We start from the raw sequence: 23115 nt of genomic DNA on the forward strand, positions 1-23115 counted from the left end.
AGCGGGCGGACTGGAGCTGGAACACTAGTCGATCGGTATGTAAATTTTTATTTTCATTTGATCCGGGTACACGGACTGGCGGACATCGGTTATTTCAAAATCAGGTCCTTCTCTTCGCTCGTAGTTGGAATTCGGAAGCCAGGTGCCGTAAATATAGGTTCTTGTATTTTGGACAGAGCCGATCACCCTGAATTCGGCGTATTTCCCTGCCGGAAGCAGACAGTGGACAAAGCCATCCTCCAGCTCGCCATCCAAGTTTTTTACCTCTTCGCCGACGATGAACGTAAAGTCGCCGTTATCCTGGAAATCGCACGAAATGCCGTATGCCATGTCAGGGGCGGCTTTGTTGGGAATCCGCATATAGTGTCCATTCCTTCCGAAATCGGCATAGAAGCGGGGAATGTCCTCAAAGTAGCGTTTGTTGTTCAGATTTGTCTTGTAGGCGTACCCGACGATGGCAATGCTGTTTAATTGCACAATGTTTGGTTTGTTCATGCTTATTTCTCCCTTTGCTCGTTTTTGATCATCCAAAAAATCCAGCTTCTTTTGCAGGAAAATAGGTATGTTCGCCTTTCGGAACTTGGCCGGGGTGATGCCGAAAGTAGCTTCAAAAGCACGGGTAAACGCCTCCTGGGAGCCGTACTGGCAGGCGATAGCCAGATCAAGGATGCTTGTTTGCGTCTGTTTCAACAAAACGGCGGCCTCGCTCAGCCTTCTTTTTCGTATGTACTCGTGAACCGAAAAACCGGAGATCGCTTGAAACAGCCGTTGAAAATGAAAGGCGGAAAAACAGGCTTCCGCGGCAATATCCGCGATATTCACCTCCTCTTGAAGATGCTTTTCGATAAATTCGATTGCGCATTGAATCCGCTCGTAGTGATCCATACCTGCCTCCATTTCCCAGATGTGCTACTCCTATTGTACAGCCGGGAAGACGATGTTTTTTGATAATCTGTGCCGATTTGGCAAGTGATTGCTTGATTTCTTCAAAGTGCACCTGTTGGACAAGAAAAAAGAAGCCTGGATTCCAGGCCCCTTTTTCAAGCAGCTGCTTAGCAGTCGTTATTGCACCCTACGATGACCAGCAGGATAAACAGAACGAGCACTAGGGCGAAGCTGTCACCGAAGATATTGTTTCCGCAGTAGGATGTACTCATGTCGTTTTCCTCCTTTCCGATATGCTTTAGTCTATACACGGGAGTCATGAAGAGTGTGGGCGATTGACTATATGGGGCAAATATGGGCGCCGGACTTGCGTGGATACGGACAATTTCTTCATTGACGCGGGGGAGGGGGGGTGTTAAGATACTTTCAAACCTTGCAATTACTGGAACGAATCGAATAAAAAAGCGACATCTCTTATCCAGAGAGGCAGAGGGACTGGCCCGATGAAGCCTCGGCAACCGGAATTTTCAGGTGCCAATTCCAGCAAAGCCGTGTGCTTTGAAAGATGAGAGGATGCGTCAGGCGTATCGTATTCGCGGACAAATCCTCTTCTGCACACAGAAGAGGTTTTTTGTTTATCTGAGATGATCTGCTTTGAGAAAAGGAGTCTGCCATGAAACCGAATTTTCGCGAACAGCTTTACCGAAAAATTCTGATACTGGACGGCGCGATGGGAACAATGCTGCAGCAAGCCAACCTGACTGCCGAGGACTTCGGCGGAGAGGAATACGACGGCTGTAACGAGCTGTTGAACCTGACCCGGCCGGACGTCATCCGCTCGATCCATGAAAAGTACCTGGAGGCGGGTGCCGATATTATCGAGACGAATACATTTGGCGCTACGTCCATCGTCCTGGCCGAGTATGACGTGGCGGAAAAGGACCTGGAGATCAACATCGCCGCTGCCAAAATCGCTCGCGAGGCCGCAGATGCCTATTCCACGCCTGAGTGGCCTCGCTTTGTGGCAGGGGCGATGGGCCCGACGACCAAGACGCTTTCTTTGACGGGCGGGGTCACCTTTGACGAGCTGGTCGAGTCGTATTACCGCCAGGCAAAAGGGCTTTTGATCGGGGGAGCGGATGTGCTGCTTCTGGAAACCTCGCAGGATACGCTGAACGTAAAAGCGGGCGGCATCGGCATACGCAAGGCTTTTGATGAGCTGGGGACGGAAGTGCCGGTCATGCTTTCGGGGACGATTGAGCCGATGGGCACGACGCTGGCGGGACAAAACATCGAAGCGTTCTACGTCTCGCTTGAGCACCTCAAGCCTGTCAGCATCGGGCTGAACTGTGCGACCGGTCCCGAGTTCATGCGCGACCATATCCGCACGCTATCCGGTCTTGCAGACTGTGCCGTGAGCTGTTATCCCAATGCCGGTCTCCCGGACGAGAACGGCCACTATCACGAAACTCCGCAAGGGCTGGCGGCAAAAGTCAAGGCATTTGCCGAGCAAGGATGGCTCAATGTGGCGGGCGGATGCTGCGGAACCACGCCCGACCACATCCGGGCGATGGCCGAAGCCTTGAAAGACTGCAAGCCGCGTGCCCGGCAAGAGCATGCAGTCAGCGCCGTGTCCGGGATCGATGTCGTCTACGTGGAACAGGACAACCGCCCGCTGCTGGTCGGGGAGCGCACGAACGTCATCGGGTCCAAGAAATTTCGCGATCTGATCGCAGCCGGACAATACGAGGAGGCTTCCGATATCGCAAGGGCACAGGTGAAGCGGGGGGCTCATGTCATCGATATTTGTCTGGCCGACCCGGACCGCGACGAGTACGGCGATATGGAAAAATTCCTTCAATATATTGTGAAAAAAGTAAAGGCGCCTCTCATGATCGATTCCACGGATGCGCGCGTCATGGAGCTGGGGTTGAAATATTCCCAAGGGAAAGCGATTCTCAACTCGATCAACCTCGAAGACGGGCTCGAACGGTTCGAGCAAGTCGTGCCCTTGATCCACAGATACGGGGCCGCAGTTGTCGTCGGAACTATCGACGAGACCGGCATGGCTGTCACCGCCGAGCGAAAGCTGGAAGTGGCAAAACGCTCCTATGACCTTTTGGTAAACCGGTTTGGCGTCAATCCGCGGGACATCATCTTCGACCCGCTCGTGTTTCCTGTCGGTACAGGAGACGAACAGTACATCGGCTCTGCCAAGGCGACAGTAGAAGGCATTCGCCTGATCAAAGAAGCGATGCCCGAGTGCAAGACCATTCTCGGCGTCAGCAACGTGTCGTTTGGTCTTCCGGCCGCAGGTCGGGAAGTGCTGAATGCCGTTTTCCTCTACCATACGACAGTCGCTGGTCTCGATTATGCCATCGTCAATACGGAGAAGCTGGAGCGCTATGCTTCCATCCCTGAAGAAGAGAGAAAGCTGGCTGAAGCTCTTTTGTTCGAGACAAAGGACGAAACGCTTGCCTCCTTTACCGATTTTTACCGGCAAAAGAAAAAGGAAGCCAAAGTCGAGGTGTCCTCGCTTCCACTGGAAGAGAGACTCGCGCGGTATGTCGTCGAAGGCTCCAAAGACGGACTGGTAGAAGATTTGAAGCTTGCTTTGGAAAAATACGTGCCGCTGGAAATTATCAACGGGCCGCTGATGACCGGGATGGAAGAAGTGGGCCGCCTGTTCAACAGCAATCAACTGATCGTGGCCGAAGTACTACAGAGCGCCGAAGTAATGAAAGCATCCGTTTCATTCCTGGAGCCGTTTATGGAAAAAACGGAGTCGGCGGCAAAAGGGAAGATTTTGCTGGCCACCGTAAAAGGCGACGTCCACGATATCGGAAAAAACCTGGTAGAGATCATCCTTTCCAACAACGGCTATGAAGTCGTCAATCTGGGGATCAAGGTTCCGCCGGAGCAGCTGATCGCCGCTTGCCGCGAAGAGAAGCCGGATGCGATCGGTCTGTCCGGTCTGTTGGTCAAATCGGCCCAGCAAATGGTCATTACCGCGCAGGATTTGCGCGAGGCTGGCATCGACGTGCCGCTGATGGTAGGCGGAGCGGCACTGACACGTAAATTTACGTCCAACCGGATTGCACCCGAATACAAAGGAATCGTTCTGTACGCCAAGGATGCAATGGACGGGCTGGAGCTGTTTAATCGACTGCAGGACCCGGAAGCAAGAGAAAAGCTCCGGGCCGAGCAGCAGGAGGCAATCGAGGCTGCGGCTTCTGCCCAGGCCCCGCCCGAAGTTGAAAAACCGTCCAAACCGAAGCGTTCCGCCGTCAGCCGCACACAGCCGATCTACCTCCCGCCCGATTGTGAACGGCACGTGCTCCGCAACTATCCGCTGAGCCATCTCCGGCCGTATCTCAATTTGCGGATGCTGCTCGGAAAGCATCTCGGCGTTCGCGGAAATGTAGACAAATTGCTGGAGAGCGGAGACGAGAAGGTGACGGAGCTTCACGATCTGGTGCAGGAGCTGCTTGCGGAAGCAGTACAGGCAGGCTCGATAACAGCAAACGGGATCTATCAGTTCTTCCCCGCACAGGCGAATGGAGACGAGATCTTGATCTACGACGCCAAGGATCATTCGCGGGTCTTGGAACGCTTCCGGTTCCCGCGCCAGCCAGAGGAGCCGTACCTTTGTCTGTCGGACTTCCTGCGGCCCGTGGAAAGCGGCGAAATGGACTATGTCGGATTCCTGGCGGTCACGGCGGGCAGCGGCATTCGAGAACAATCGGAACGTTTGAAACAAAAGGGCGACTATCTCCGATCCCACGTCTTGCAGGCGCTGGCGCTGGAGCTGGCCGAGGCATTTGCCGAGCGGGTTCATCACGTGATGCGGGATAGCTGGGGCTTCCCGGACCCTGCGGAAATGACGATGCTGGAGAGATTCGGCGCGCGTTATCAGGGCATCCGCGTTTCTTTCGGATACCCGGCATGCCCCAACCTCGAAGATCAGGCCCAGTTATTCCGCCTGCTGCGGCCGGAGGACATCGGCATTCAGTTGACGGAAGGCTTCATGATGGAACCAGAGGCCTCTGTAACAGCGATGGTGTTTTCTCATCCGGAGGCGCGGTATTTCAATGCGGGCCCATCCGTTTTTGAATTGTAAGGTCGAGATGTTATGGAGAGAAGGGATGGATTTTGTCAGCGAATAAAAAAGATTTGCGCGTATATTTGCAAGACAATCTGCTGATCGGGGATGGGGCGATGGCGACGCAGCTGTACCGGACAGGTGTGCCGGTCGGCGTCAGCTTCGAAGAGCTGTGCCTCTCCAACCCCCAGCTCGTGCATGATGTGCACAAGGCGTATTACGACGCCGGTGCGCGGCTTTTGGAAACAAACACATTCGGTGCCAATCGGGATGCGTTGTCCCGTTATGGCCTGGAGCATAAAGTGACGCGGATCAACCGGGCTGCTGTGGCGATTGCCCGCGAAGCAGCGAAGGCAGATGCCTTTGTGGTCGGCAGCATTGGCTCGATTCTGGCGGGGCGGGTCCGACAGAAGGCGATGGATGAGTTTCGCGACCAGTTCGAAGAGCAAGCAATTGCCCTGATCCATGCAGGTGTCGACGGTCTGATTCTGGAGACGTTCCTCGATGTCGAGGAGCTGCTGCTGGCAATCGACGTCATCCGTCCGCTGACAGATCGGCCGCTGATCTGCCAACTGGCAACGCTGGAGGTGGGCCGTACACGCGATGGCTACACCCTGACAGAGGCGTTCTCGCTGCTTCAAAAGGCTGGAGCTGACATCGTCGGTTTGAACTGTCGCTTGGGTCCGGCCGAAATCCTGCGTTCATACGAGCGGGTCCAGGTGCCGGAGGGGGCGCTTCTTTCCGCGTTTCCCAATGCGGGACGGCTCGGCTTGACCGATGGAGAGTACGCGTATAAGTCTTCGCCGGAGTATTTTGCGGAAAGCGCAAAGCGGCTCAGAGAACAAGGCGTCCGTCTCTTGGGGGGCTGCTGCGGTACGACGCCGGAGCACGTCAAGGCGATGGCCGACGCGCTGCATGGACTCGCACCGCAGGTGAGGGTGAATCCTTCGGAGACGGAAAATGAACGGCCCTCCCTGTCGTCTTACAATGTCAGGGACAGACAAAAGCCCAGCATCGTCGAGCGAGTGAAAACAGGTACGACGATTATCGTCGAGTTCGACCCGCCGAAGGACCTCGATACCGAGGGCTTCCTGCAAGGGTGCTGTGAATTGCACAAGGCCGGGGCCGATTCGATAACGCTGGCCGACAACTCGCTGGCCAATGTGCGGATGAGCAATATGGCGCTCGGCGCGATCATGAAAAGCCAGTACGGGATGGATCCGCTGATTCACATCGCCTGTCGCGACCGCAACCTGATCGGGCAGCAATCGCATCTGATGGGCTTGCACGCTCTCGGCATTGACCAGGTTCTTGTCGTGACCGGGGACCCGTCCCGGTTCGGGGATTTGCCAGGGGCCAGCTCGGTGTTCGATGTCACGTCATTTGATCTGATCCGCATGGTGAAGCAGCTGAATGAAGGCATATCCTTCTCGGGACGTCCGCTGAAACAGAAGGCGCAGTTTATCGTGGGCGCAGCCTTCAACCCGAATGTTCGCCAGATCGACGCGGCGATCAAACGGTTGGAGAAAAAAGTGGAGGCCGGTGCCGATTTTATCATGACGCAGCCTGTCTACGATGCGGAAGCGATCCGGCTTGTCTACGAATCGACGAAGCACATCAACATCCCGGTCTTCATCGGCATCATGCCGCTGACCAGCCAGCGGAATGCCGAGTTCCTGCACAATGAAGTGCCGGGGATCAAGCTCTCGGACGAAGCGCTGGCGCGCATGCGCAAGGTGCAAGGCGAGGAGGCCAGACAAGAGGGGATCAAGATGGCAAAAGAATTGCTCGACGCAGCAATCCCGATCTTCAATGGCATCTATCTGATTACGCCGTTCAACTATTACGCAATGAGTGTAGAGCTGATCCAGTACGTACGGCAAAAGAGCAGCCTGCTGCAAGCTTCTGCCCAGGCCTGACAGGCAGCATGCAATGTAATAAGGAGCCCTTGTTTGGCGGACCGATCATTTCGGCATTCGAGAGCAAGGGTTCTGCTTTTGTCAGAGGGGAAAAAAGAACACAGACGGTTTATCGAGGCAGGTTTCTTGGAATCGCGTGCTGCCGGTAACAGGACGGGCGTAAAAGGTAAAGGAAAAAGCGACGCTTGCGGAGAAGATAGGTTAAAAAATAATGGCAAAAACGGTGGTCTCATGGCTAAAAAAGGTCCAACCAAAATCCATATTATCGGCTCTGTCGGAAGCGGAAAAACAACTTTGGCACGATTGCTTTCAGCCAAACTGGATGTTCCGTTTTACGAATTGGACAACGTTGTCTGGAAGCGGTTTAAAACGGGAGATGTAAGAAGAACGGACGAGGAAAGAGACGAGCTTCTGGGCGAGATCACAAGCGCGGACGTTTGGATTGTCGAAGGCGTACACCATAAATGGGTACACCCAAGCTTTGAGCGGGCCGATTTGATTATCTTTTTAGATACAAGCTATCGCACAAGGACTTTTCGGATCATCAAAAGGTTTGTCCGGCAAAAGCTTGGGCTGGAGCGGGCAAACTACAAGCCTACTTTCCGGATTTTTCGCAACATGTTTGTCTGGAATGCCCATTTTGAGAACGAGAGCAAGCCGGAAATTGAAAAAATGTTGGGTCGATACAGCGAAAAATTGGTCGTTCTGAAGGATAACAGCGAGATGGAGAAATACTTCGGCACAAAACAGTAATTACTGATGATCATGCAGGTGAGAGACGATGCGAACCAATATCTTTTTCGTAAGACATGCCCATTCCGATTATACGCCGGAGGAGCGGACAAGACCGTTGTCGGAAAAAGGCTTGCGCGATGCCCAAGCAGTGAGTGAGCTGTTAAAAAAAGAGAATATTCACCACGTGCTTTCAAGTCCATACCGGCGAGCCATTCAAACAGTTGAAGGGATTGCCGTAAGCCTTGAGAAGGAAATCGTGATCGAGGAAGACTTCAAGGAGAGAGTGTTGAGCGAGAAACCCGTGGAGGATTTTCATGCTGCGATCACGCGAGTTTGGGAAGACGAGGGGTTTTCCTGGGATGGAGGGGAGTCCAATAAAGCGGCGCAGGATCGCGGAGTAAAGGCCATTAAATGAGTTTTACGCAGACTAAAAGGGAAAAATATCGTAATCGGCACCCATGGCAATCTCATGGTGTTGATTATGAATGGTTTTGACAGCCGCTACGGTTTTGATTTTTGGAAACAGCTCGATATGCCGGATATATACAAGCTGTCCTTTGATGGATCAGAGCTGAAAGAGGTCACCAGGCTGTGGAGACGCAAAGACAGTGTTGACATTTGGAATTCGTTGTAGCTATAATGATTACAACGGAAGGATGAAACAAAATGAAAATTAGCAGTCGATTCAGCATTGCTGTCCACATCCTGTCTTTGCTGGCAATCGCCAAGGATGCACATGGAACTTCAGAATGGATTGCAGGGAGTGTAAATACAAACCCTGTAACGATTCGCAGGATATTGGGACAGCTAAAAAAAGCGGGATTGGTCAATGTCCGCGCCGGAACTGGCGGAGCTTACTTGTTGAAAGGTCTGGATGAAATCAGTTTGCTGGATGTCTTTCGAGCGGTTGACGTAGTTGAGGAAGACCAGCTCTTTCACCTGCATGAGCAGCCAAACCCGGATTGTCCGGTCGGAGCGAACATACAAGCCGTCCTGCAGCTCATATTTACCCGCGCCCAAAATGTAATGGAGCAGTTCCTGGCAGATATAACGGTGGACGAGGTAGTGAATCAGCTCACGCAAAAGATAAAGAGCGGTGCTAAATGATTTTTTTTTTAGACTGGTTGTAATGTTGTGGTTTACAACGTTACAACGATGCATCCATCCTTCCTTTCGTTTCGACCGGATGGTATTGCTGATGGCAAATCCTCATCCGCAACAATCATTTTTTTATGGTTACGCTAATAAAAAATGGTAGGAGGAAATCATAATGAAAATCGGAGTAATCGGTGCCACAGGGAAAGCGGGGAGCCTCATTGCGAAAGAAGCGATTGAAAGAGGCCATGAGGTTACGGCAATCGTGAGAAATGCATCCAAGCTGACAGCGCCAAAGACGGCCGTCTTGGAGAAAGATGTTTTTCAATTGACTGCAGAGGACCTGAAAGCTTTTGATGTGGTGGTAAATGCATTCGGTGCAGCGCCGGGCAGTGAGCATCTCCATGTTGAAGCAGGCAGAGTATTGATCGAAGCGTTGAAAGCTGCCCCATCTACAAGACTGATCGTTGTCGGCGGAGCAGGAAGCCTGTTCGTCGACGAGGCAAAGACAACACGTGTCATGGAAACGCCGGACTTTCCGAAGGAGTATCTGGCGACCGCGCAAAACCAAGGAAAGAACCTGGAGGACTTGCAGCAATCTACGGGCATCCAATGGACGTTTATCAGTCCATCCGCCTTTTTTGATCCGCAAGGGAAGAGAACCGGAGCTTACCAAAAAGGAAAAGATCATCTTTTGGTGAATGCGAAAGGGCAAAGCTATGTAAGCTATGCGGACTTTGCGATTGCAGTACTGGATGAAATCGAGAATCCGCAGCATCGAAACGAGCGTTTTACGGTTTCGTCCGAATCAGAGTGATTCGCAGCCGCGAAACCAAAGTCAACTAAATCGAAGAAAACCGCTTGGAGGTATCGCACATGAAAGTAGTTGCTCTCGTAGGAAGCATTCGCAAGGAATCCTTCAACCTGAAGCTCGCCAAATTTATGCAAAAACGCTACCACGGCCGTCTGGAGATCGAAATTTTGCCGATCCGGGATCTCCCGCATTACGACCAGGATATCGAGAATGATCCGCCGGAAGCCGTAAAGGAATTCAAAAGCAAGGTTGCCGCTGCCGATGCGGTACTATGGGTAACGCCGGAATACAATTACTCCATCCCGGGTGTACTTAAGAATGCCATTGACTGGCTGTCGCGCGTGGATAAGGTCATGATCGGGAAACCTTCCATGGTCGCAGGCTCATCGATGGGCATGCTTGGCTCAGTCCGCGCCCAGCAGCATTTGCGCGATATTTTGTTCTCTCCAGGCGTCTCATCTCCGATCATGCCTGGGAATGAAGTCTACATCGGCGCTGTCCATGAAAAATTTGATGAAGCCGGTCATTTGAACCACGAGCCGACCATCGCCTTTCTGGATCAAGTTGTCGACAACTTTATTGCGTGGTATAAACAATTGCCATCCAATAAATAAATCTGCCCAAGAGGTTGACTGTGCCGGATACGGAAGGAAAAAACGATAACAAATTTTGGTAAAAAAACGCCCGCTTCTCTGAACCGCATTCCCATTGTTGGTCTGATCCAAACCATTGGGGCAACGTTCAGAAGCGGGCGTTTTTTTCAAACGCACGAAAAGCGCCTGACGCTCCGGGCGCTTTGCTGCATTCCGGTTTATCGGAACGGATGCCAGCCTTTTTCCTGCAAAAAGAGGCTCAGTTCGGAAAACATGGCCAGTCGTTCTTCGCGGCTAAATGATGCGTTGGCGCCACTGGTAGAGGGAATGACGAACACCCAGCTTCCGGGCCAGTCCTCTGTGCCAAAATAACGGTCAGGTTGAAGTCCCAGGGGAACAGGCTCCTTCTTTTTGCCGGTGGCGTGCCGAAAGGCCGTAATTCCGTTGAAACAGACCACCCGGGGACGATAAACGCCAACCATGTGGACGAATTGCTCCGCCCCGGTGTTGAAATCCGCGTCCGTTAGATCGCTGGAGGAGCGGGTGGGCCGGGAAACGAGATCGGTGATGCCATAGCCGAAATCAAGCAGGCACGCGGTTTCCTCCGGCTTCAACTGCCGGGGAGTCAATCCTCCCTCGTAAAGTCCGCGCCAAAACAGGTTGGCGGGGTTGGCATAATGAAAGCCGGCCGTAGCAGAGACTCTGCCAGGATTGATTCCGCAAAAAAGGACGGTCAAATCCCGCCGGATATAGGTGGGGAGCCATTTCTCCGTAAAGGGAAGCATGTGTGCCACTCCTTTGATACGATTTGCGTAATCGCGGTGACAGGTTGCTCCTCCATTATACGTGATACCTGCTATTACCTAAAGGCGGGGGTACTGCTAGTTCACTTTCGGGAAGAGCAAAGAAAAAGCTGCCCGGAAGGCAGCGCGGCTATGGCTATATTCAACGCATTGGTAAAAAGATATGCATCGGTAATACAAGCAGAAACTCCCTTTCATCAAGGTGAGTGTTGAACACCCCGATGCCGCTTCCGTCTTGGTTGGGTATTACAGCTGCGGATAAGGAAGCAGCTCCTCGTGATGAGCAGGCACGAATTGCTCCATCTCGTTCTTTACATATTGCTTCCGCTCGAACGGTGCCGTCTCTTCGTCGGCAACCATGCCCCACAGCCACTGTGTAAAGGTTGTTGTCATTGTGGACCCCTCGCTTACTCGAATGGTTTACACTTTCATCATAGACCAAATGTATGCGGAAATTGTTGGCGGATTGTGAAGGTGCGGTGAAGAATCCATGGCACAACTGTGAACGAAAAAGCGCCTCTCCCGAAGGAAAGGCGCTTTTGCTGCTTAGAGCTTGTAGATCTCAGAGTATTTCTTCTCCAGGTAGTTCATCAGGTAGGTGGCATTGGTGCCTTCGCCCGTAATTGCCTTGACGATTTCACCCGGGCTCTTCATCTTTCCGTATTGGTGAATATTTTCTTTCAGCCATTGACGGATCGGTTCGAATTGGCCGCTGGCGATCAAATCGTTGTAGCCGCTGATTTGTTCTTGCATAACATGGGCAAACTGGGCAGCATATACATTGCCCAGCGAGTAGGTTGGGAAATAGCCGAAGCTGCCGCCGGACCAGTGTACATCCTGCAGCACGCCGACTTTGTCCGATTCCGGAACAATGCCCAGATACTCTTTCATCTTTTCGTTCCAAATCGTTGGCAGGTCGCCTACTTCAATCGTTTGGTTGATCAGGCCTTTTTCGATTTCATAGCGGATCATCACATGCAGGTTGTAGGTAAGCTCATCTGCTTCGGTCCGGATGAAGGAAGGCGTCACCTGATTGATGGCGCGGTAAAATTGCTCGACGCTGACCCCTGCGAACTGGTTCGGGAACGCTTTTTGCAAGTCACCGTAAAAATGCTGCCAGAACGGCAGACTGCGCCCGACCATGTTCTCCCAATAGCGGGACTGGGATTCGTGGATGCCCATGGAAGTGCCGTCGCACAGCGTCGTGCCCAGCAGGCGCGGATCGATATTTTGCTCGTACATCGCGTGGCCCGCTTCATGGATACAGCTGAACAGAGCGGAACTGAAGTCATTTGGGTCAAAGCGGGTCGTAATCCGGACATCACCGGGATTGAACGATGTACAGAAGGGGTGAACACTGCGGTCCATCCGGCCTGCCTGGAAGTCATACCCGATCTTTTCCAGGATAAAGCGGCTGAAAGCCTCCTGTTCTGCCTCCGGAAAATGCTTGGTCAAAAACGAAGTGTCGGGCTTGTCCGGGGAGTCAGCGATCGCAGCCACCAGCTTCACTGTTTTTTCCCGCAGCGTAGCGAAGATCGGGTCGAGCTGATCTACAGTCATCCCCGGCTCAAACAGGTCGAGAAGCGTGTTGTATTTGTTCTTGCCGTCATGTCCCCAGTAGTCGATGAACTCCAGTTGGAAGTTGACGATTTTTTCCAGGTAAGGACGGAACATGGCAAAGTCGCTCTTGGCCCGCGCCTCTTCCCAGACGGTTTCGGCCTGAGAAGTGAGGACGACGTATTCCTCATAGCGGTCGGCAGGAATTTTTTTGTTCCGTTCAAAATCCTTTTTGCAATCGAGAACGGTCGCGCGGGTCACATCGTCCAGCGTCTCCAGCACTTGCGGGTCGCTCAGCGCTTCCAAATGCTCTTCCATTTCTTTGGAGGTGGCCAGCCGGAACTGCTCTCCTGCGAGCATGCCGATCACTTCTGAGCGCGCATCCATTCCTTTTTTCGGCGCCTGCGTGCTTTTGTCCCAATAGAGGACGGAGATAGCCTGATTGTAGCTCGCCATTTTCTTCACGTACGCGCGAAAGGCAGCCGAACGGTTTTCGTTTGTGGACATGGGTTACCTCCTAACCATATGTACATACAGTCAAAAAATTTTTACAACTAACATTATACCTGTTTGTAAAAAAAATACTAGGTGGATGACGGGTGCATTTGCCGTTATAATCGTAACAGTGAAAGATGACAGAGACGCAAGCGACAGGAGAATGAAAATGAGTCAAGTGAACCCCCAATGGGAACAAGAAATTGCAAAACGGCGTACCTTTGCGATTATCTCCCACCCGGACGCGGGTAAAACGACCATGACGGAAAAGCTGCTGTACTTCGGCGGAGCAATCCGCGAGGCAGGCATGGTAAAAGGGAGAAAAAACTCCAAGCACGCCACTTCCGACTGGATGGAGATCGAGAAGAAGCGGGGTATCTCCGTAACGTCCAGTGCGATGGACTTCGAATACAAGGGACATCATATCAACATTTTGGACACGCCGGGTCACCAGGACTTCAGTGAGGATACGTATCGTACGCTGACAGCAGCGGATGCGGCGGTGATGATCATCGACGTGGCCAAAGGGGTCGAGGCGCAAACCATCAAGCTTTTCAAGGTGTGCCGGATGCGCGGCATCCCGATCTTTACCTTTATCAACAAGCTGGACCGCCACGGGAAAGACCCGTTTGAGCTGCTGGAGGAAATCGAACGCGTACTGGGCATTCGCTCATACCCGATGAACTGGCCGATCGGGATGGGGAATTACTTCAGCGGCGTGTACGACCGTGCGAAGTCCCGCGTTGAATTGTATCAAAGCGGCTCCGAGCACCAGGAGATCAGCTTTTTCGAAGTAAGCGGGGCGGACGACCCGATGATCGGAGAGCGCGTCGGTCAGGACCTGTGGCAGCAGCTTCAGGATGAAATCTCTCTGCTTGACGTAGCGGGAGACGATTTTGACATGGAATTGATCAACAAGGGCGAATTGACGCCTGTGTTTTTCGGAAGCGCGATCAACAATTTTGGTGTGCAGACATTCCTGGACAACTTCCTGCAAATGGCTCCGCCGCCTTCGCCGAAGAAGAGCAACATCGGCTTGATCGAGCCGAGCCAGCGTCCGTTCTCCGGCTTTATCTTCAAAATCCAGGCCAACATGAACCCGGCCCACCGCGACCGCGTCGCCTTTTTGCGCATCTGCTCGGGCCGTTTTGAGCGGGGCATGACGGTCAAGCACGTCCGTCTTGGCAAAGACATCAAGCTGGCTCAGCCGGTCCAGTTTATGGCCCAGGACAGGGAAATCGTCGAGGAGTCCTATGCAGGTGACGTCATCGGCCTGTTTGACCCGGGCATTTTCCAGATCGGCGATACGCTGTGTGTCGGCCAGCCGCTGGAGTACGAAGAAATGCCGCACTTCTCGCCTGAGTTTTTCTCCCGCGTGATGGTGAAAGACGCGATGAAGCACAAGCAATTCCAGAAAGGCATCATGCAGCTTACCGAAGAGGGAACGGTCCAGCTCTTCCGCACCTATCCGATGGAGGACCTGATTCTCGGGGTAGTAGGCGTGCTGCAGTTTGAAGTCCTGGAATACCGCCTGAAAGCCGAGTACGGGGTAGATATTATGCTCACACGGATGCCTTATCAGATCGCGCGCTGGCTGGAGGGTGAGAAGGCGGCATTGGATGCCCTCAAGAACAAGACGGTTACAGACCGATACGGACGTCCGGTCATGCTGTTCGAAAGCGAATACCAGCTCCGCATGGCGATCGAAAAATACTCCAACATCAGGTTTCATGAAAGCTCGCTGGGATTAAAATCCCAGGCTTGAGCCAGCAAACGGCATGAAGCTCAAAGAGGGTCTCACAGCATCGGCTTGAGGCCCTCTTTTTTGTACGGATGCCGACGATTTCTCTGCAAAAAGTGACCTGGAGGGTGAGTGCTGCGTATATCAACGGGAGAACATCGCCTGCATGCGTTTCTTTTGCAAGAACGGGAAGGAGAGCTTTTTCATGTTTGGACGCAAGTGGCGCACCACACTCGCCGCCATCTTTTTATTTTTTCTGGCGTGGATCATGAACGCCCGGTTTCCCCATGAAGTTCAATTGGTGGATAATTTGTTTCAAATCTTCGGCGTCCCGGCGTGGTCAAACGGAACATCGGGTTTGCACTATGCCGCTTTTTTGCCACTAAGCATGATGGCTTTGGCATACGCCATGATGGTCTACGTAACCAAGCGGCCAGGGATCATGCTGCTTGTTTTGCTGCTTGCCGTTGGCCTGTTGCCGAAGCAGCAGGAGCTGGTGAGGTGGTACCAGCGGAACTTTGCGGACGGGATTTACATGCTGGAGTACAAGGAAGAGCGGTCTGGCTGCACAGCGAAAACGTCAGCCGAAGGGGTACGCAACGGAACGTGTGTGGTTGTGCTGCAAAATCACGGAGAACAGCCAGCCCGGTTTGAAATCAGCGTATACGGTCCTTCTGGGCGAAAAAGAGCGGCGGTTCTAACCGGGTACCCGGTTGAAGTGAAGAGCCGGGAAAACGTGCGGCTGGAGCTTCCCGTCGAGCCGGGCGGACAGGGGGATATCGTCTACGAAGAATGGGGCGCGCCGAGAATCACGATTTCGAGCGCCGGAAAACGCCGGGATCTGTAGAAGGACAAAGGTTTGGCCGCATTTGACAGCTTGGAGACTCACCTCTTTTGGAGAGTCTCTTTCTATTAGGACGACTCCTGACATATACATGGGACAAAAAGGCCGGAGGGAGTGGGCAGTCATTGCGGATGCTTTTGTTTGTGATCCTGTTTCTCGTCTCCTTTGACATGCATGCGCAGACGCCGCTATTGGCACCGTACATGCATGTTCTGGGAGCTTCAGCGGCGATGATCGGTTTTGTCCTCGGGGCCTATGGCATCAGCAATCTGACAGGCAATCTGATCGCCGGGCCGTTTTTGGACCGTTTTCCGAAAAAGTGGTTTATCGCTATTTCCCTGATCCTCTCCGGGTTTATTTTGACCGGACAAGGGATCGTGACCAAAACTGATGCATTCCTTGTTCTGAGACTGTTGCTTGGTTTTCTCATGGCGTTTGTCTCGCCGGCCTGCTTTGCCATGCTCGGAGAAACCGGACGGACGCGGGCCGAGCAGGGCGAGCTGATGGCGAAGAACGGGATGGTGCTGACGGCGGCCGCAGTCGTTTCGCCGGCCGTCGGGAGCTTTCTGGGTGTGCAGTTTGGCTATGGGCCTTCTTTTGTCATCCTGGGTGCAATCATGTGGGTGGCGGGTATATTTGCCCTGCTCGTACTGCCGGGAGGGCGGAAAAAAGCGGGGGAAGAGGGGCAAATGATTCGCCCTGCCTCCCCCAAGCTGACTGCTGTTCTGGAGAACCGCGATTTGTATTTGGCCTTTCTCGGCGGCTTTGCCGTGATGTACGCCCAAGGTACGATCATTTATGAAATTCCGCTCTATATCCAAAGAGAAAATTTGTCTATTTCCGTCACGGGGATCTTATTTAGCCTGAAAGGTCTTGGCTCCATGGCTACCTTGAGCCAGTTCTGGCTGGCGCGAATAGCGCCGGAGGAGCGGACGCTCGTCGGGCTCGGCCTGCTTAGCGTGATGATGTACATTTTTGCAATCGGTTTGGACCTTTCCTTGCATATATCGATGTTTTTGCTCGGATCCTGCGTTGGCTTGCTGTTTCCGGCGCTGTCCACGATATTGACCGTGCATGCGCCGCGGGAGCTGTACGGCAGCGCGTTCAGCATCTATTCCGCCGTGCTTTCCGCAGGGGCGATCCTGGCTCCCATCGTGGCAGGGCTGATCGGCAACTGGAACCACTCGTTTTTCATCGTCTTTTTTGTGACGGGAGGTGCGCTAGTCCTGGGCGGCTTCCACCGAATCGTCATGAGAGGAGCGCCCAACTAGCCGTTCCTTGACGTGCTTCAGCTCGGCCACGATAATAAAGCTGACGATGACCAGCAAAAACCAGGAGCTGATTTTGCTCAGGTGCACCAGCTGCCAGCCCTCGTTTTGGTTGGGATAGCGCCACGCTCCGAAAAAGGTGGCGATATTTTCGGCAATCCAGATGAAAAAGCCGATCAGGATGTAGGCCAGAGGCACCGGCATCCACAGCCGTTCCCGGTCCACGCGAAAGTAGACACGGCTCTTCCAGAACAGAAGAAAAATGGCGGCCGTCAATACCCAGCGGATATCCCAAATGTAATGATGGGTAAAGAAGTTGAGGTAGATGGCTGCTCCTAAAGGCACGACAAAACGGTGGCGCGGCCAGCTCTCAAGCGAGACATCCAGTCTGCGCCACGCCTGGCAGAGGTAGCTCGCAACGCTGGCGTACATGAATCCGCTGTAGAGCGGGACGCCGAAGATCTTCGAGTAGGCCGCTTCCGGGTACGACCAGGAGCCCATATGCACCTTGAAAATTTCCAGGGCGAGACCGATCAGATGAAAAACCGTAATCACCTTCAACTCGTCTTTCGTTTCCAAACCGCTTTTGATCATGAAGATTTGAAAAGCGAGACACAGCAGCAGCAGCAGGTCGTACCGCGGGATGCCGGGAACCTCGACCAGCTTGGACAATGCCAGAGAGCCGAAGATAAAGACGGGAAACAGGCAGGACATCGCCTCCTGGTATGTAAAGTGAAACAGCAAACGGAAGAAGCGGTTCACGAAGTATATTCCTCCTCGGGTGCAGCTCGATTTTTAGCAAGCAAGGGAAAATCCCATCATGGCAACCTGTATTACGCAGGAAGCGAATCTTTGGTTTCTCTGCGTCGAATTTTTTGCAGCTCTTCTCCTGAACAAAAGGGAGCCAGACAGGAAACCCGTTTCATTTCATGATATCTGTCAAAAAGTGCAGATGGCTATGGTAAACTAAATGGAAACATGGCAATCTGCAAGGAGATCGACAAAAATGAAGCTGGTATCCTGGAATGTAAACGGCCTGCGGGCTTGCATGAATAAAGGCTTTCTAGACTATTTCAAGGAAGCCGATGCGGATATATTTTGTATTCAGGAAACAAAATTGCAGGAGGGGCAAATTTGCCTGGAGCTGGACGAAGAGTACGCCCAGTATTGGAATTACGCTGAAAAGAAAGGGTACTCCGGCACGGCTGTCTTTACAAAAATCAAACCGCTTTTGGTCCGGTACGGCATCGAAGAGGATCGGGAACCGGAAGGACGGATCATCACGCTCGAGTTTGAAGGCTTCTATCTCGTGAATGTCTACACTCCCAATGCGCGGCGCGATTTGTCCAGGCTGGATTACCGTCTGGAGTGGGAGGATCGTTTTCGGAGCTACCTTCAGCAGTTGGACGCCATCAAGCCGGTGATTGTCTGCGGAGATATGAATGTCGCTCATCAAGAGATCGATTTGAAAAACGCGAAATCCAACCGGAACAACTCCGGCTTTACCCCGGAAGAAAGAGAAAAAATGACCCGGCTTTTGGATGCCGGGTTTATCGATACCTTCCGTCATTTTTATCCGGAGCAAACGGGCGCCTATACCTGGTGGTCGTACATGCCAAAGGTGAGAGAGCGGAATATCGGGTGGCGCATCGACTACTTCCTGGCATCCGCCCGGCTTGCGCCCTTTCTGCTTGATGCTGGCATCGATTCCGAGGTGATGGGCAGCGACCACTGTCCGGTCGTCTTGATGATGCAAGATGGAGCAGCGCTTACTTCGCTCGCCGGTTCCGCATAGCCGCCAGCACCTTGAGCGTTCCGTTTGCTCCTTGGGCATACTCCGCGTATTGCGGGGACTCCATCGGGATCAGCGCCATTTTTCCAGCTTCGTTGAAATGAATGCCCCATCCGAATTTTTTGGGAAGGGCAGAGGCTCTCATACACGCTTTTGGTTTGCTGAAGAATTCGGCTCGAATCTCGCCGCCCCGCTCAGCCAGTTCTGTTTGCGGGAAATTTTGGTGGCGGACGTACACCTCGAAGAGGAGCTCCTCCTGGGTATAGTAGTAGGGAGCCCCGGAAATCAGCTCGTATTCGATGCCGTGCTTGCTTTTGCCCGTTTTCTTTTCCGGCGGAATGATTCCCGTGATCACAGGGCAGTCAGGGGCGACGGTAATGAAGGTGTTGAAATAGTTCCAGTCCATGTGAGCCTCCTCCCTGAAAGACAGGTAATGTTATCCTTTATTATACATGTCTCTGTTGACAATCAGTGTTCGTTCATGCAAAAACTGTTGCTCAAAAAGGAGCACCCTGGACAAACGGCAAACCTCCAAGTCCCAAAAAACGGGTTTGGAGGTTTGCTTTCGTTGTCGGCTGTTTACAGCGTTGTCGAATGTGCAGGTTCTGGCCGGTTTCGCGGTGCGCGAGCCTTCACTTTTCCTTGAATGGACAGATAGGTGCAAATTCTCAGCAGCTTTTCGACCGGGCCGGAAGAAAAGCGTTGCAAATACCATTCGCTTGCAAACAACTGCAGCGCATAGAGAGCAAAGGCAAGAACGCAGCCTGCCGCTACTCCCATTTTCCCAAACCACCCAAGGCCATAGCCGTAAAAGATAGTCGTACAGACCACGGTTTGGACCAGGTAATTCGTCAGAGACAATTTGCCGACCGCCTGAAAACGCTGCATCCAGCTAGAGCTGCTTCGTTTGCTGTAGAGCCAAGCGAACGAGAACAGATAGCCGAGGGCAAGCAAATTGGCTCCAATCATTTCGCCCGCAGCAGCCCATCCTTGTTCGGGAAACAGGTGGGGAAGCACTTTCAGACAGAATCCGACAGGCAAGAAGAGCAGAGCGTTCCTCGCATACAGCCGCTGTTCTTCCTCAGGCTTCCGAAACAGGTCCTTTTTCGCTGCGTACATGCCAAACAGAAACATCGGCGCGGTCAGAAAAGGCGCCAGTAGCAGGAGAAAGACAAGATAGAGGGAGTCCTCCTCTGATATCGGCGAAGCAGTGCTCCTGTGGTGCCTAATCTCCGAATAGGTGCCTGTTCCATAGACGACAATGGTTTCTTTGATATACTCCTGAGAGATCTCCATACTGCCTGGTTGCCTGGAGGGGGAGTTGGATTCTCCCGGCACAAGCCCAAGCAAACCAAACACGAGCAGAAGAGACGTTCCCCAGATCAGCAGGGTTTTTGGTTTTCGGTTCATGAACATGAGCAGAAAGAAACCGACGAGTCCGTAGAATGCCAAAATATCGGACTCCGTCATAAATTCGGAATGGAGAACCCCGATTCCAAACAAGAGCAAAAAGCGTCTGCACAACGTCCATCCCGGTTTTCTGCCAGAAGCTGCAAGGCTCTCTTTCATTTTGATCATCCCGTAGCCAAACAGGAAGGTGAAAATCGGCATGAAGCTTTTTTCCACTACGATGCCGAGTATCGTTCGGACAGAAGCATCAAAACCCGACAATGAGTAAAACTGCATGTCATCCTTGCCCCATATTCCATATTGAAAAATGAGCATATTCGCCAGCAAGATCCCCAGCAGGCAGAGTCCACGGGCTGCGTCGACGAGACCTGCCCTTTTTCGTTGTTCCATTTTTATCACCTCGCAAGCAAGTGTAACTGCGCGGCTTAAAGGCTCGCTAAAGCGGAGCTTATTTTTTCCTTAACGATTGTTGCTGTTGTTTAACTAGAATTAAGCTTGCTTTGTTACAATCTTTTTGGAGGGATTGCCATGCAACAAGCGCGGATACTCATCGTCGACGACGAGAAATCGATCATTCACATGATAGAAATGGTTTTAAAGAAAGAAGGGTTTCGGCATATTTACCAGGCTTATTCGGCCAGGGAAGCCCTTGAGCTTCTGAACAGACAAGAAATGGATATCATCCTGCTCGATGTGATGCTTCCGGATCAGTCGGGGTTTGAGCTTTGTCCCAAAATCAGGGATATTTCGCGAGCCCATATCATCTTTTTGACAGCGAGAACGTCGGATTTGGACGTTTTGACAGGGTTTGCCATCGGTGGAGACGACTATGTCACCAAGCCGTTTAATCCGCTCGAAATTGCCGCAAGAATCAAGGCCAGAGTACGGCGGGACGCAATTCTGGCAAGCTCCCAGGGAAAACAGGAGGAGCGCAGGCGGCATGACTTTGGACGCTTTGTGCTGGACGAGTCTGCGGGAGAGCTGTGGGTACAGGGAAAAATGGTTCCCTGTCCCGCCCAGGTGTACCAGTTGCTGCTGTTTTTATGCAAAAATCCGAATGTGGTGTACTCCAAATCGCAGCTGTATGAAGCGGTCTGGGGAATCGATGGCGTCGGTGACGACAATACGGTGATGGTCCACATCCGAAAGATCAGGGAACGGATCGAGGCGGACCCGGGCCATCCGCAGCTGCTGCTTACAGTCCGCGGTCTCGGGTATAAGCTCGTCAGGGGGATCGCGCCATGAGCAGCTTGCGTCGAAGGCTGGCCGCTCATTTCGCGACACAGTTCTTTTTTATCTGGCTGTTTGTTCTGGTGACGATGACCGCCCTGTTATTGCTGCTGCTGCAATACCTTGTCAATCAGGACTTGAAAAAAACCTTTCCGAACGGCGCTTTGGAGAATATCGTGACGGAAGCGAAGGCGGAACCGGGACAGGGCCAGATCGAGATACCGGTATGGTGGCGAAATCAGCTCGCCGAGTCCGGGTATTTTTTGCAGATTGTAAATGAAAAAGGCAAGGTCATTTATGCCTTTGGCAGCGGACCGGCCAGGGAGTCTTACACGGTAACCGAATTGTTGGGGATGACGGAAACAGGGCGTTTCCAAACCTTTCGCGTAACAACCTCCCTGGATCAGTCGAGAGCGCTGCGGCCTGAACCGCTGCTCTTTATGCTGGGAACGGATGACAGCAATTCGGAACGTTTGAAAACGTGGTTTGAGAGCTACGCCGAGAAAGGCAAGATACGGCCGCAGGCGATCCCGGAGCTTGAACGTCAGCTGGACATGAGCCGCGAGTATGTGCAGGTCATAGATGCACGAGGCAAGATCATTCAGTCAATTGGCAGCGCCGATCAAAAAGAGTCTTACCAACCGCTTGAATTGATCGCAATCCGCTCTGAGCCGGGAAGCTATTCCACAGACGTCTACACGCACTATGATCAAGCATCCGGGAATCTTTGGATTTTGCATGCAGAAAAGAAAGGCACAGGCTATTCCGATCAGCCGATCATGTCGGACGTCATCCTGGTGCTTAGCGTAGCGGGAGGGGCTTTGCTGGTCATGGCGCTTGCTTTGGCCGCGTGGCATGGCGTCCGTTACAGTCAGCCGCTGCTGTTGTTTACGGACTGGTTTGAGCGAATGGGACAAGGTCGGTACGATGAAGCGTTGACTGAAAAAGAACGGAAAAAGGTATTTCGCAGAGACGGTTCCATCCGCATGCGCTATCGGCTGTACAAGGAAGTGATCGGCGGATTTTACGAGATGGCGGAGCGATTGGCTGCCACGGAGAAAGAGCGGAGCAGACTGGAAAAGACCCGGGAGGAATGGATGACAGGCATTTCGCACGATCTCAGGACGCCGCTGTCAACGATCCAGGGGTTTGGGCATCTTCTGGAAAGCGGGCAGTATACGTGGACAGACGAAGAGCTGCAAGGCATGGGGAAAATGATCCGGGAAAAGGGAGATTACATGCTCGCTTTGCTGCAGGACTTTTCACTTGCCTTCCAATTGAAAAACCAGGCGCTCAGCTTTCCGGTTGGCAAGCTGGAGATCAACGAGTTTGTGCGGAGAACCGTGCTCAGGTATGTGAATGATGTGACGCTTGCCCACGTCTCTTTTGCCTTTGAGAGCAGTCCGGATGCTATCTTCATCAAATCCGACGCCAAGTGGCTGCAACGCGTTCTGGACAATCTGATTTGGAACGGGATCAAGCACAATCCCCCAGGGGTCGCCATCACCCTCAAGACGTGGCGGGATGAACGGGAAGCGTTCATCGCCGTAGAGGACAACGGCGTAGGGTTTGACGAGGAAACAAAGCACAACCTGTTTGAAAGATACTACCGGGGAACGGCGACCGAAGACGGGACAGACGGGACCGGCCTTGGCATGAACATCGCCAAAGCGATCGTGCTTGCGCATAAAGGGAAAATTGACGTGGAATCCCAGGTTGGGCAAGGGACGCGTATTGTGTTGCGATTCCCGCTGGAAGAAACGCCAATGCTGCCGGAAAAATAGAAGCGAGGCCGAAACTACCCTGAGAAAGGGCTTTCGGCCTCTTTTACC

20 protein-coding genes, 1 pseudogene and 1 riboswitch are annotated in these 23115 nt (G+C 52.7%); of the genes and pseudogenes, 13 read left to right on the forward strand and 8 right to left on the reverse strand.

What is annotated here, in order from left to right; all coding sequences use genetic code 11:
* Positions 1-24: 24 nt before the first annotated feature.
* Entirely contained in the window at positions 25-885 is an 861-nt protein-coding gene (locus NST37_RS10165; RefSeq protein WP_122957735.1) for an AraC family transcriptional regulator, read from the reverse strand.
* Between the two features lie 167 nt (positions 886-1052).
* Positions 1053-1157: a YjcZ family sporulation protein gene (locus tag NST37_RS10170; RefSeq protein ID WP_003387390.1), complete on the reverse strand. Its 105-nt coding sequence runs from the start codon at positions 1155-1157 to the stop codon at positions 1053-1055.
* A gap of 199 nt (positions 1158-1356) precedes the next feature.
* Positions 1357-1457: riboswitch (SAM riboswitch) on the forward strand.
* Between the two features lie 101 nt (positions 1458-1558).
* On the opposite strand from NST37_RS10170, the gene metH reads away from it, so the two are divergent.
* From metH to NST37_RS10205, 7 genes and pseudogenes are all read left to right on the forward strand, one after another.
* Positions 1559-5005 carry a methionine synthase gene (gene metH, locus NST37_RS10175; protein WP_339186629.1) on the forward strand — a complete coding sequence of 1149 codons (3447 nt, stop codon included), beginning with the start codon at positions 1559-1561 and terminating at the stop codon, positions 5003-5005.
* A 32-nt stretch (positions 5006-5037) separates the two neighbouring features.
* Positions 5038-6906: a bifunctional homocysteine S-methyltransferase/methylenetetrahydrofolate reductase gene (locus NST37_RS10180; protein WP_339186630.1), complete on the forward strand. Its 1869-nt coding sequence runs from the start codon at positions 5038-5040 to the stop codon at positions 6904-6906.
* A gap of 231 nt (positions 6907-7137) precedes the next feature.
* Entirely contained in the window at positions 7138-7659 is a 522-nt protein-coding gene (locus NST37_RS10185) for an AAA family ATPase (RefSeq protein WP_024985159.1), read from the forward strand.
* Positions 7660-7687: 28 nt separating this feature from the next.
* Positions 7688-8275, forward strand: a pseudogene (locus tag NST37_RS10190) (histidine phosphatase family protein).
* 32 nt (positions 8276-8307) lie between these two features.
* Positions 8308-8748 carry an Rrf2 family transcriptional regulator gene (locus NST37_RS10195; RefSeq protein WP_003387384.1) on the forward strand — a complete coding sequence of 147 codons (441 nt, stop codon included), beginning with the start codon at positions 8308-8310 and terminating at the stop codon, positions 8746-8748.
* 163 nt (positions 8749-8911) lie between these two features.
* Positions 8912-9553: an NAD(P)-dependent oxidoreductase gene (locus NST37_RS10200; RefSeq protein WP_024985168.1), complete on the forward strand. Its 642-nt coding sequence runs from the start codon at positions 8912-8914 to the stop codon at positions 9551-9553.
* A gap of 59 nt (positions 9554-9612) precedes the next feature.
* Complete coding sequence (locus NST37_RS10205; protein WP_003387382.1) at positions 9613-10164, forward strand: NADPH-dependent FMN reductase; 552 nt, start codon at positions 9613-9615, stop codon at positions 10162-10164.
* Between the two features lie 197 nt (positions 10165-10361).
* Here NST37_RS10205 and NST37_RS10210 read toward each other — a convergent pair whose 3' ends face one another.
* The 3 genes from NST37_RS10210 to NST37_RS10220 all read right to left on the reverse strand — a co-directional run bounded on the left by NST37_RS10210 (position 10362) and on the right by NST37_RS10220 (position 13010).
* A complete protein-coding gene (locus NST37_RS10210) occupies positions 10362-10928 on the reverse strand; it encodes a mismatch-specific DNA-glycosylase (RefSeq protein ID WP_031931771.1) in 567 nt (188 codons plus the stop codon).
* Positions 10929-11192: 264 nt separating this feature from the next.
* Positions 11193-11339 (reverse strand): hypothetical protein, encoded by a 147-nt coding sequence (locus NST37_RS10215; protein WP_171506590.1) that lies wholly within the window; start codon positions 11337-11339, stop codon positions 11193-11195.
* A 153-nt stretch (positions 11340-11492) separates the two neighbouring features.
* Positions 11493-13010 (reverse strand): carboxypeptidase M32, encoded by a 1518-nt coding sequence (locus NST37_RS10220; protein ID WP_003387380.1) that lies wholly within the window; start codon positions 13008-13010, stop codon positions 11493-11495.
* 157 nt (positions 13011-13167) lie between these two features.
* On the opposite strand from NST37_RS10220, the gene NST37_RS10225 reads away from it, so the two are divergent.
* From NST37_RS10225 to NST37_RS10235, 3 genes are all read left to right on the forward strand, one after another.
* Entirely contained in the window at positions 13168-14763 is a 1596-nt protein-coding gene (locus NST37_RS10225) for a peptide chain release factor 3 (protein WP_003387378.1), read from the forward strand.
* Positions 14764-14944: 181 nt separating this feature from the next.
* Entirely contained in the window at positions 14945-15586 is a 642-nt protein-coding gene (locus tag NST37_RS10230) for a hypothetical protein (protein WP_031931773.1), read from the forward strand.
* A 128-nt stretch (positions 15587-15714) separates the two neighbouring features.
* On the forward strand, positions 15715-16854 hold the full coding sequence (locus NST37_RS10235) for an MFS transporter (RefSeq protein WP_327955996.1): 1140 nt from the start codon (positions 15715-15717) through the stop codon (positions 16852-16854).
* On the opposite strand, the gene NST37_RS10240 is transcribed toward NST37_RS10235, so the two are convergent.
* Entirely contained in the window at positions 16804-17613 is an 810-nt protein-coding gene (locus NST37_RS10240; protein WP_003387375.1) for a DUF817 domain-containing protein, read from the reverse strand. The genes NST37_RS10235 and NST37_RS10240 overlap by 51 nt on opposite strands.
* A 244-nt stretch (positions 17614-17857) precedes the next feature.
* Here NST37_RS10240 and NST37_RS10245 point away from each other — a divergent pair, with 244 nt between their 5' ends.
* A complete protein-coding gene (locus tag NST37_RS10245) occupies positions 17858-18646 on the forward strand; it encodes an exodeoxyribonuclease III (RefSeq protein WP_122957731.1) in 789 nt (262 codons plus the stop codon).
* Here the strand turns inward: NST37_RS10245 and NST37_RS10250 are convergent.
* Together NST37_RS10250 and NST37_RS10255 are read right to left on the reverse strand one after the other, a co-directional pair.
* Positions 18621-19049, reverse strand: a complete 429-nt coding sequence (locus NST37_RS10250) for a DUF6157 family protein (RefSeq protein WP_003387373.1) — start codon at positions 19047-19049, stop codon at positions 18621-18623. The two genes, NST37_RS10245 and NST37_RS10250, sit on opposite strands and share 26 nt — an antisense overlap.
* A gap of 173 nt (positions 19050-19222) precedes the next feature.
* Positions 19223-20443, reverse strand: coding sequence for a DUF418 domain-containing protein (locus NST37_RS10255; RefSeq protein ID WP_003387372.1), 1221 nt, complete (start codon positions 20441-20443; stop codon positions 19223-19225).
* A gap of 138 nt (positions 20444-20581) precedes the next feature.
* Between NST37_RS10255 and NST37_RS10260 the strand changes: the two genes are divergently transcribed.
* Positions 20582-21298 (forward strand): response regulator transcription factor, encoded by a 717-nt coding sequence (locus NST37_RS10260; protein ID WP_327955989.1) that lies wholly within the window; start codon positions 20582-20584, stop codon positions 21296-21298.
* Positions 21295-23067, forward strand: coding sequence for a HAMP domain-containing sensor histidine kinase (locus tag NST37_RS10265; protein ID WP_172920661.1), 1773 nt, complete (start codon positions 21295-21297; stop codon positions 23065-23067). The genes NST37_RS10260 and NST37_RS10265 overlap by 4 nt, the downstream gene beginning before the upstream one ends.
* The last annotated feature ends 48 nt before the right edge of the window (positions 23068-23115 follow it).

The sequence above is a fragment of the Brevibacillus sp. FSL K6-6036 genome, from assembly GCF_037964015.1.
Classification (GTDB): domain Bacteria; phylum Bacillota; class Bacilli; order Brevibacillales; family Brevibacillaceae; genus Brevibacillus; species Brevibacillus borstelensis.

Excerpts from the sequence above, each read along its gene's own strand:
- NST37_RS10165 (WP_122957735.1), bottom strand. The coding sequence starts at position 885 with ATGGATCACTACGAGCGGATTCAATGCGCAATCGAATTTATCGAAAAG.
- NST37_RS10170 (WP_003387390.1), bottom strand. The coding sequence starts at position 1,157 with ATGAGTACATCCTACTGCGGAAACAATATCTTCGGTGACAGCTTCGCC.
- metH (WP_339186629.1), top strand. The coding sequence starts at position 1,559 with ATGAAACCGAATTTTCGCGAACAGCTTTACCGAAAAATTCTGATACTG.
- NST37_RS10185 (WP_024985159.1), top strand. The coding sequence starts at position 7,138 with ATGGCTAAAAAAGGTCCAACCAAAATCCATATTATCGGCTCTGTCGGA.
- NST37_RS10195 (WP_003387384.1), top strand. The coding sequence starts at position 8,308 with ATGAAAATTAGCAGTCGATTCAGCATTGCTGTCCACATCCTGTCTTTG.
- NST37_RS10200 (WP_024985168.1), top strand. The coding sequence starts at position 8,912 with ATGAAAATCGGAGTAATCGGTGCCACAGGGAAAGCGGGGAGCCTCATT.
- NST37_RS10205 (WP_003387382.1), top strand. The coding sequence starts at position 9,613 with ATGAAAGTAGTTGCTCTCGTAGGAAGCATTCGCAAGGAATCCTTCAAC.
- NST37_RS10210 (WP_031931771.1), bottom strand. The coding sequence starts at position 10,928 with ATGCTTCCCTTTACGGAGAAATGGCTCCCCACCTATATCCGGCGGGAT.
- NST37_RS10215 (WP_171506590.1), bottom strand. The coding sequence starts at position 11,339 with ATGACAACAACCTTTACACAGTGGCTGTGGGGCATGGTTGCCGACGAA.
- NST37_RS10220 (WP_003387380.1), bottom strand. The coding sequence starts at position 13,010 with ATGTCCACAAACGAAAACCGTTCGGCTGCCTTTCGCGCGTACGTGAAG.
- NST37_RS10225 (WP_003387378.1), top strand. The coding sequence starts at position 13,168 with ATGAGTCAAGTGAACCCCCAATGGGAACAAGAAATTGCAAAACGGCGT.
- NST37_RS10230 (WP_031931773.1), top strand. The coding sequence starts at position 14,945 with ATGTTTGGACGCAAGTGGCGCACCACACTCGCCGCCATCTTTTTATTT.
- NST37_RS10235 (WP_327955996.1), top strand. The coding sequence starts at position 15,715 with ATGCTTTTGTTTGTGATCCTGTTTCTCGTCTCCTTTGACATGCATGCG.
- NST37_RS10245 (WP_122957731.1), top strand. The coding sequence starts at position 17,858 with ATGAAGCTGGTATCCTGGAATGTAAACGGCCTGCGGGCTTGCATGAAT.
- NST37_RS10250 (WP_003387373.1), bottom strand. The coding sequence starts at position 19,049 with ATGGACTGGAACTATTTCAACACCTTCATTACCGTCGCCCCTGACTGC.
- NST37_RS10255 (WP_003387372.1), bottom strand. The coding sequence starts at position 20,443 with ATGGAACAACGAAAAAGGGCAGGTCTCGTCGACGCAGCCCGTGGACTC.
- NST37_RS10260 (WP_327955989.1), top strand. The coding sequence starts at position 20,582 with ATGCAACAAGCGCGGATACTCATCGTCGACGACGAGAAATCGATCATT.
- NST37_RS10265 (WP_172920661.1), top strand. The coding sequence starts at position 21,295 with ATGAGCAGCTTGCGTCGAAGGCTGGCCGCTCATTTCGCGACACAGTTC.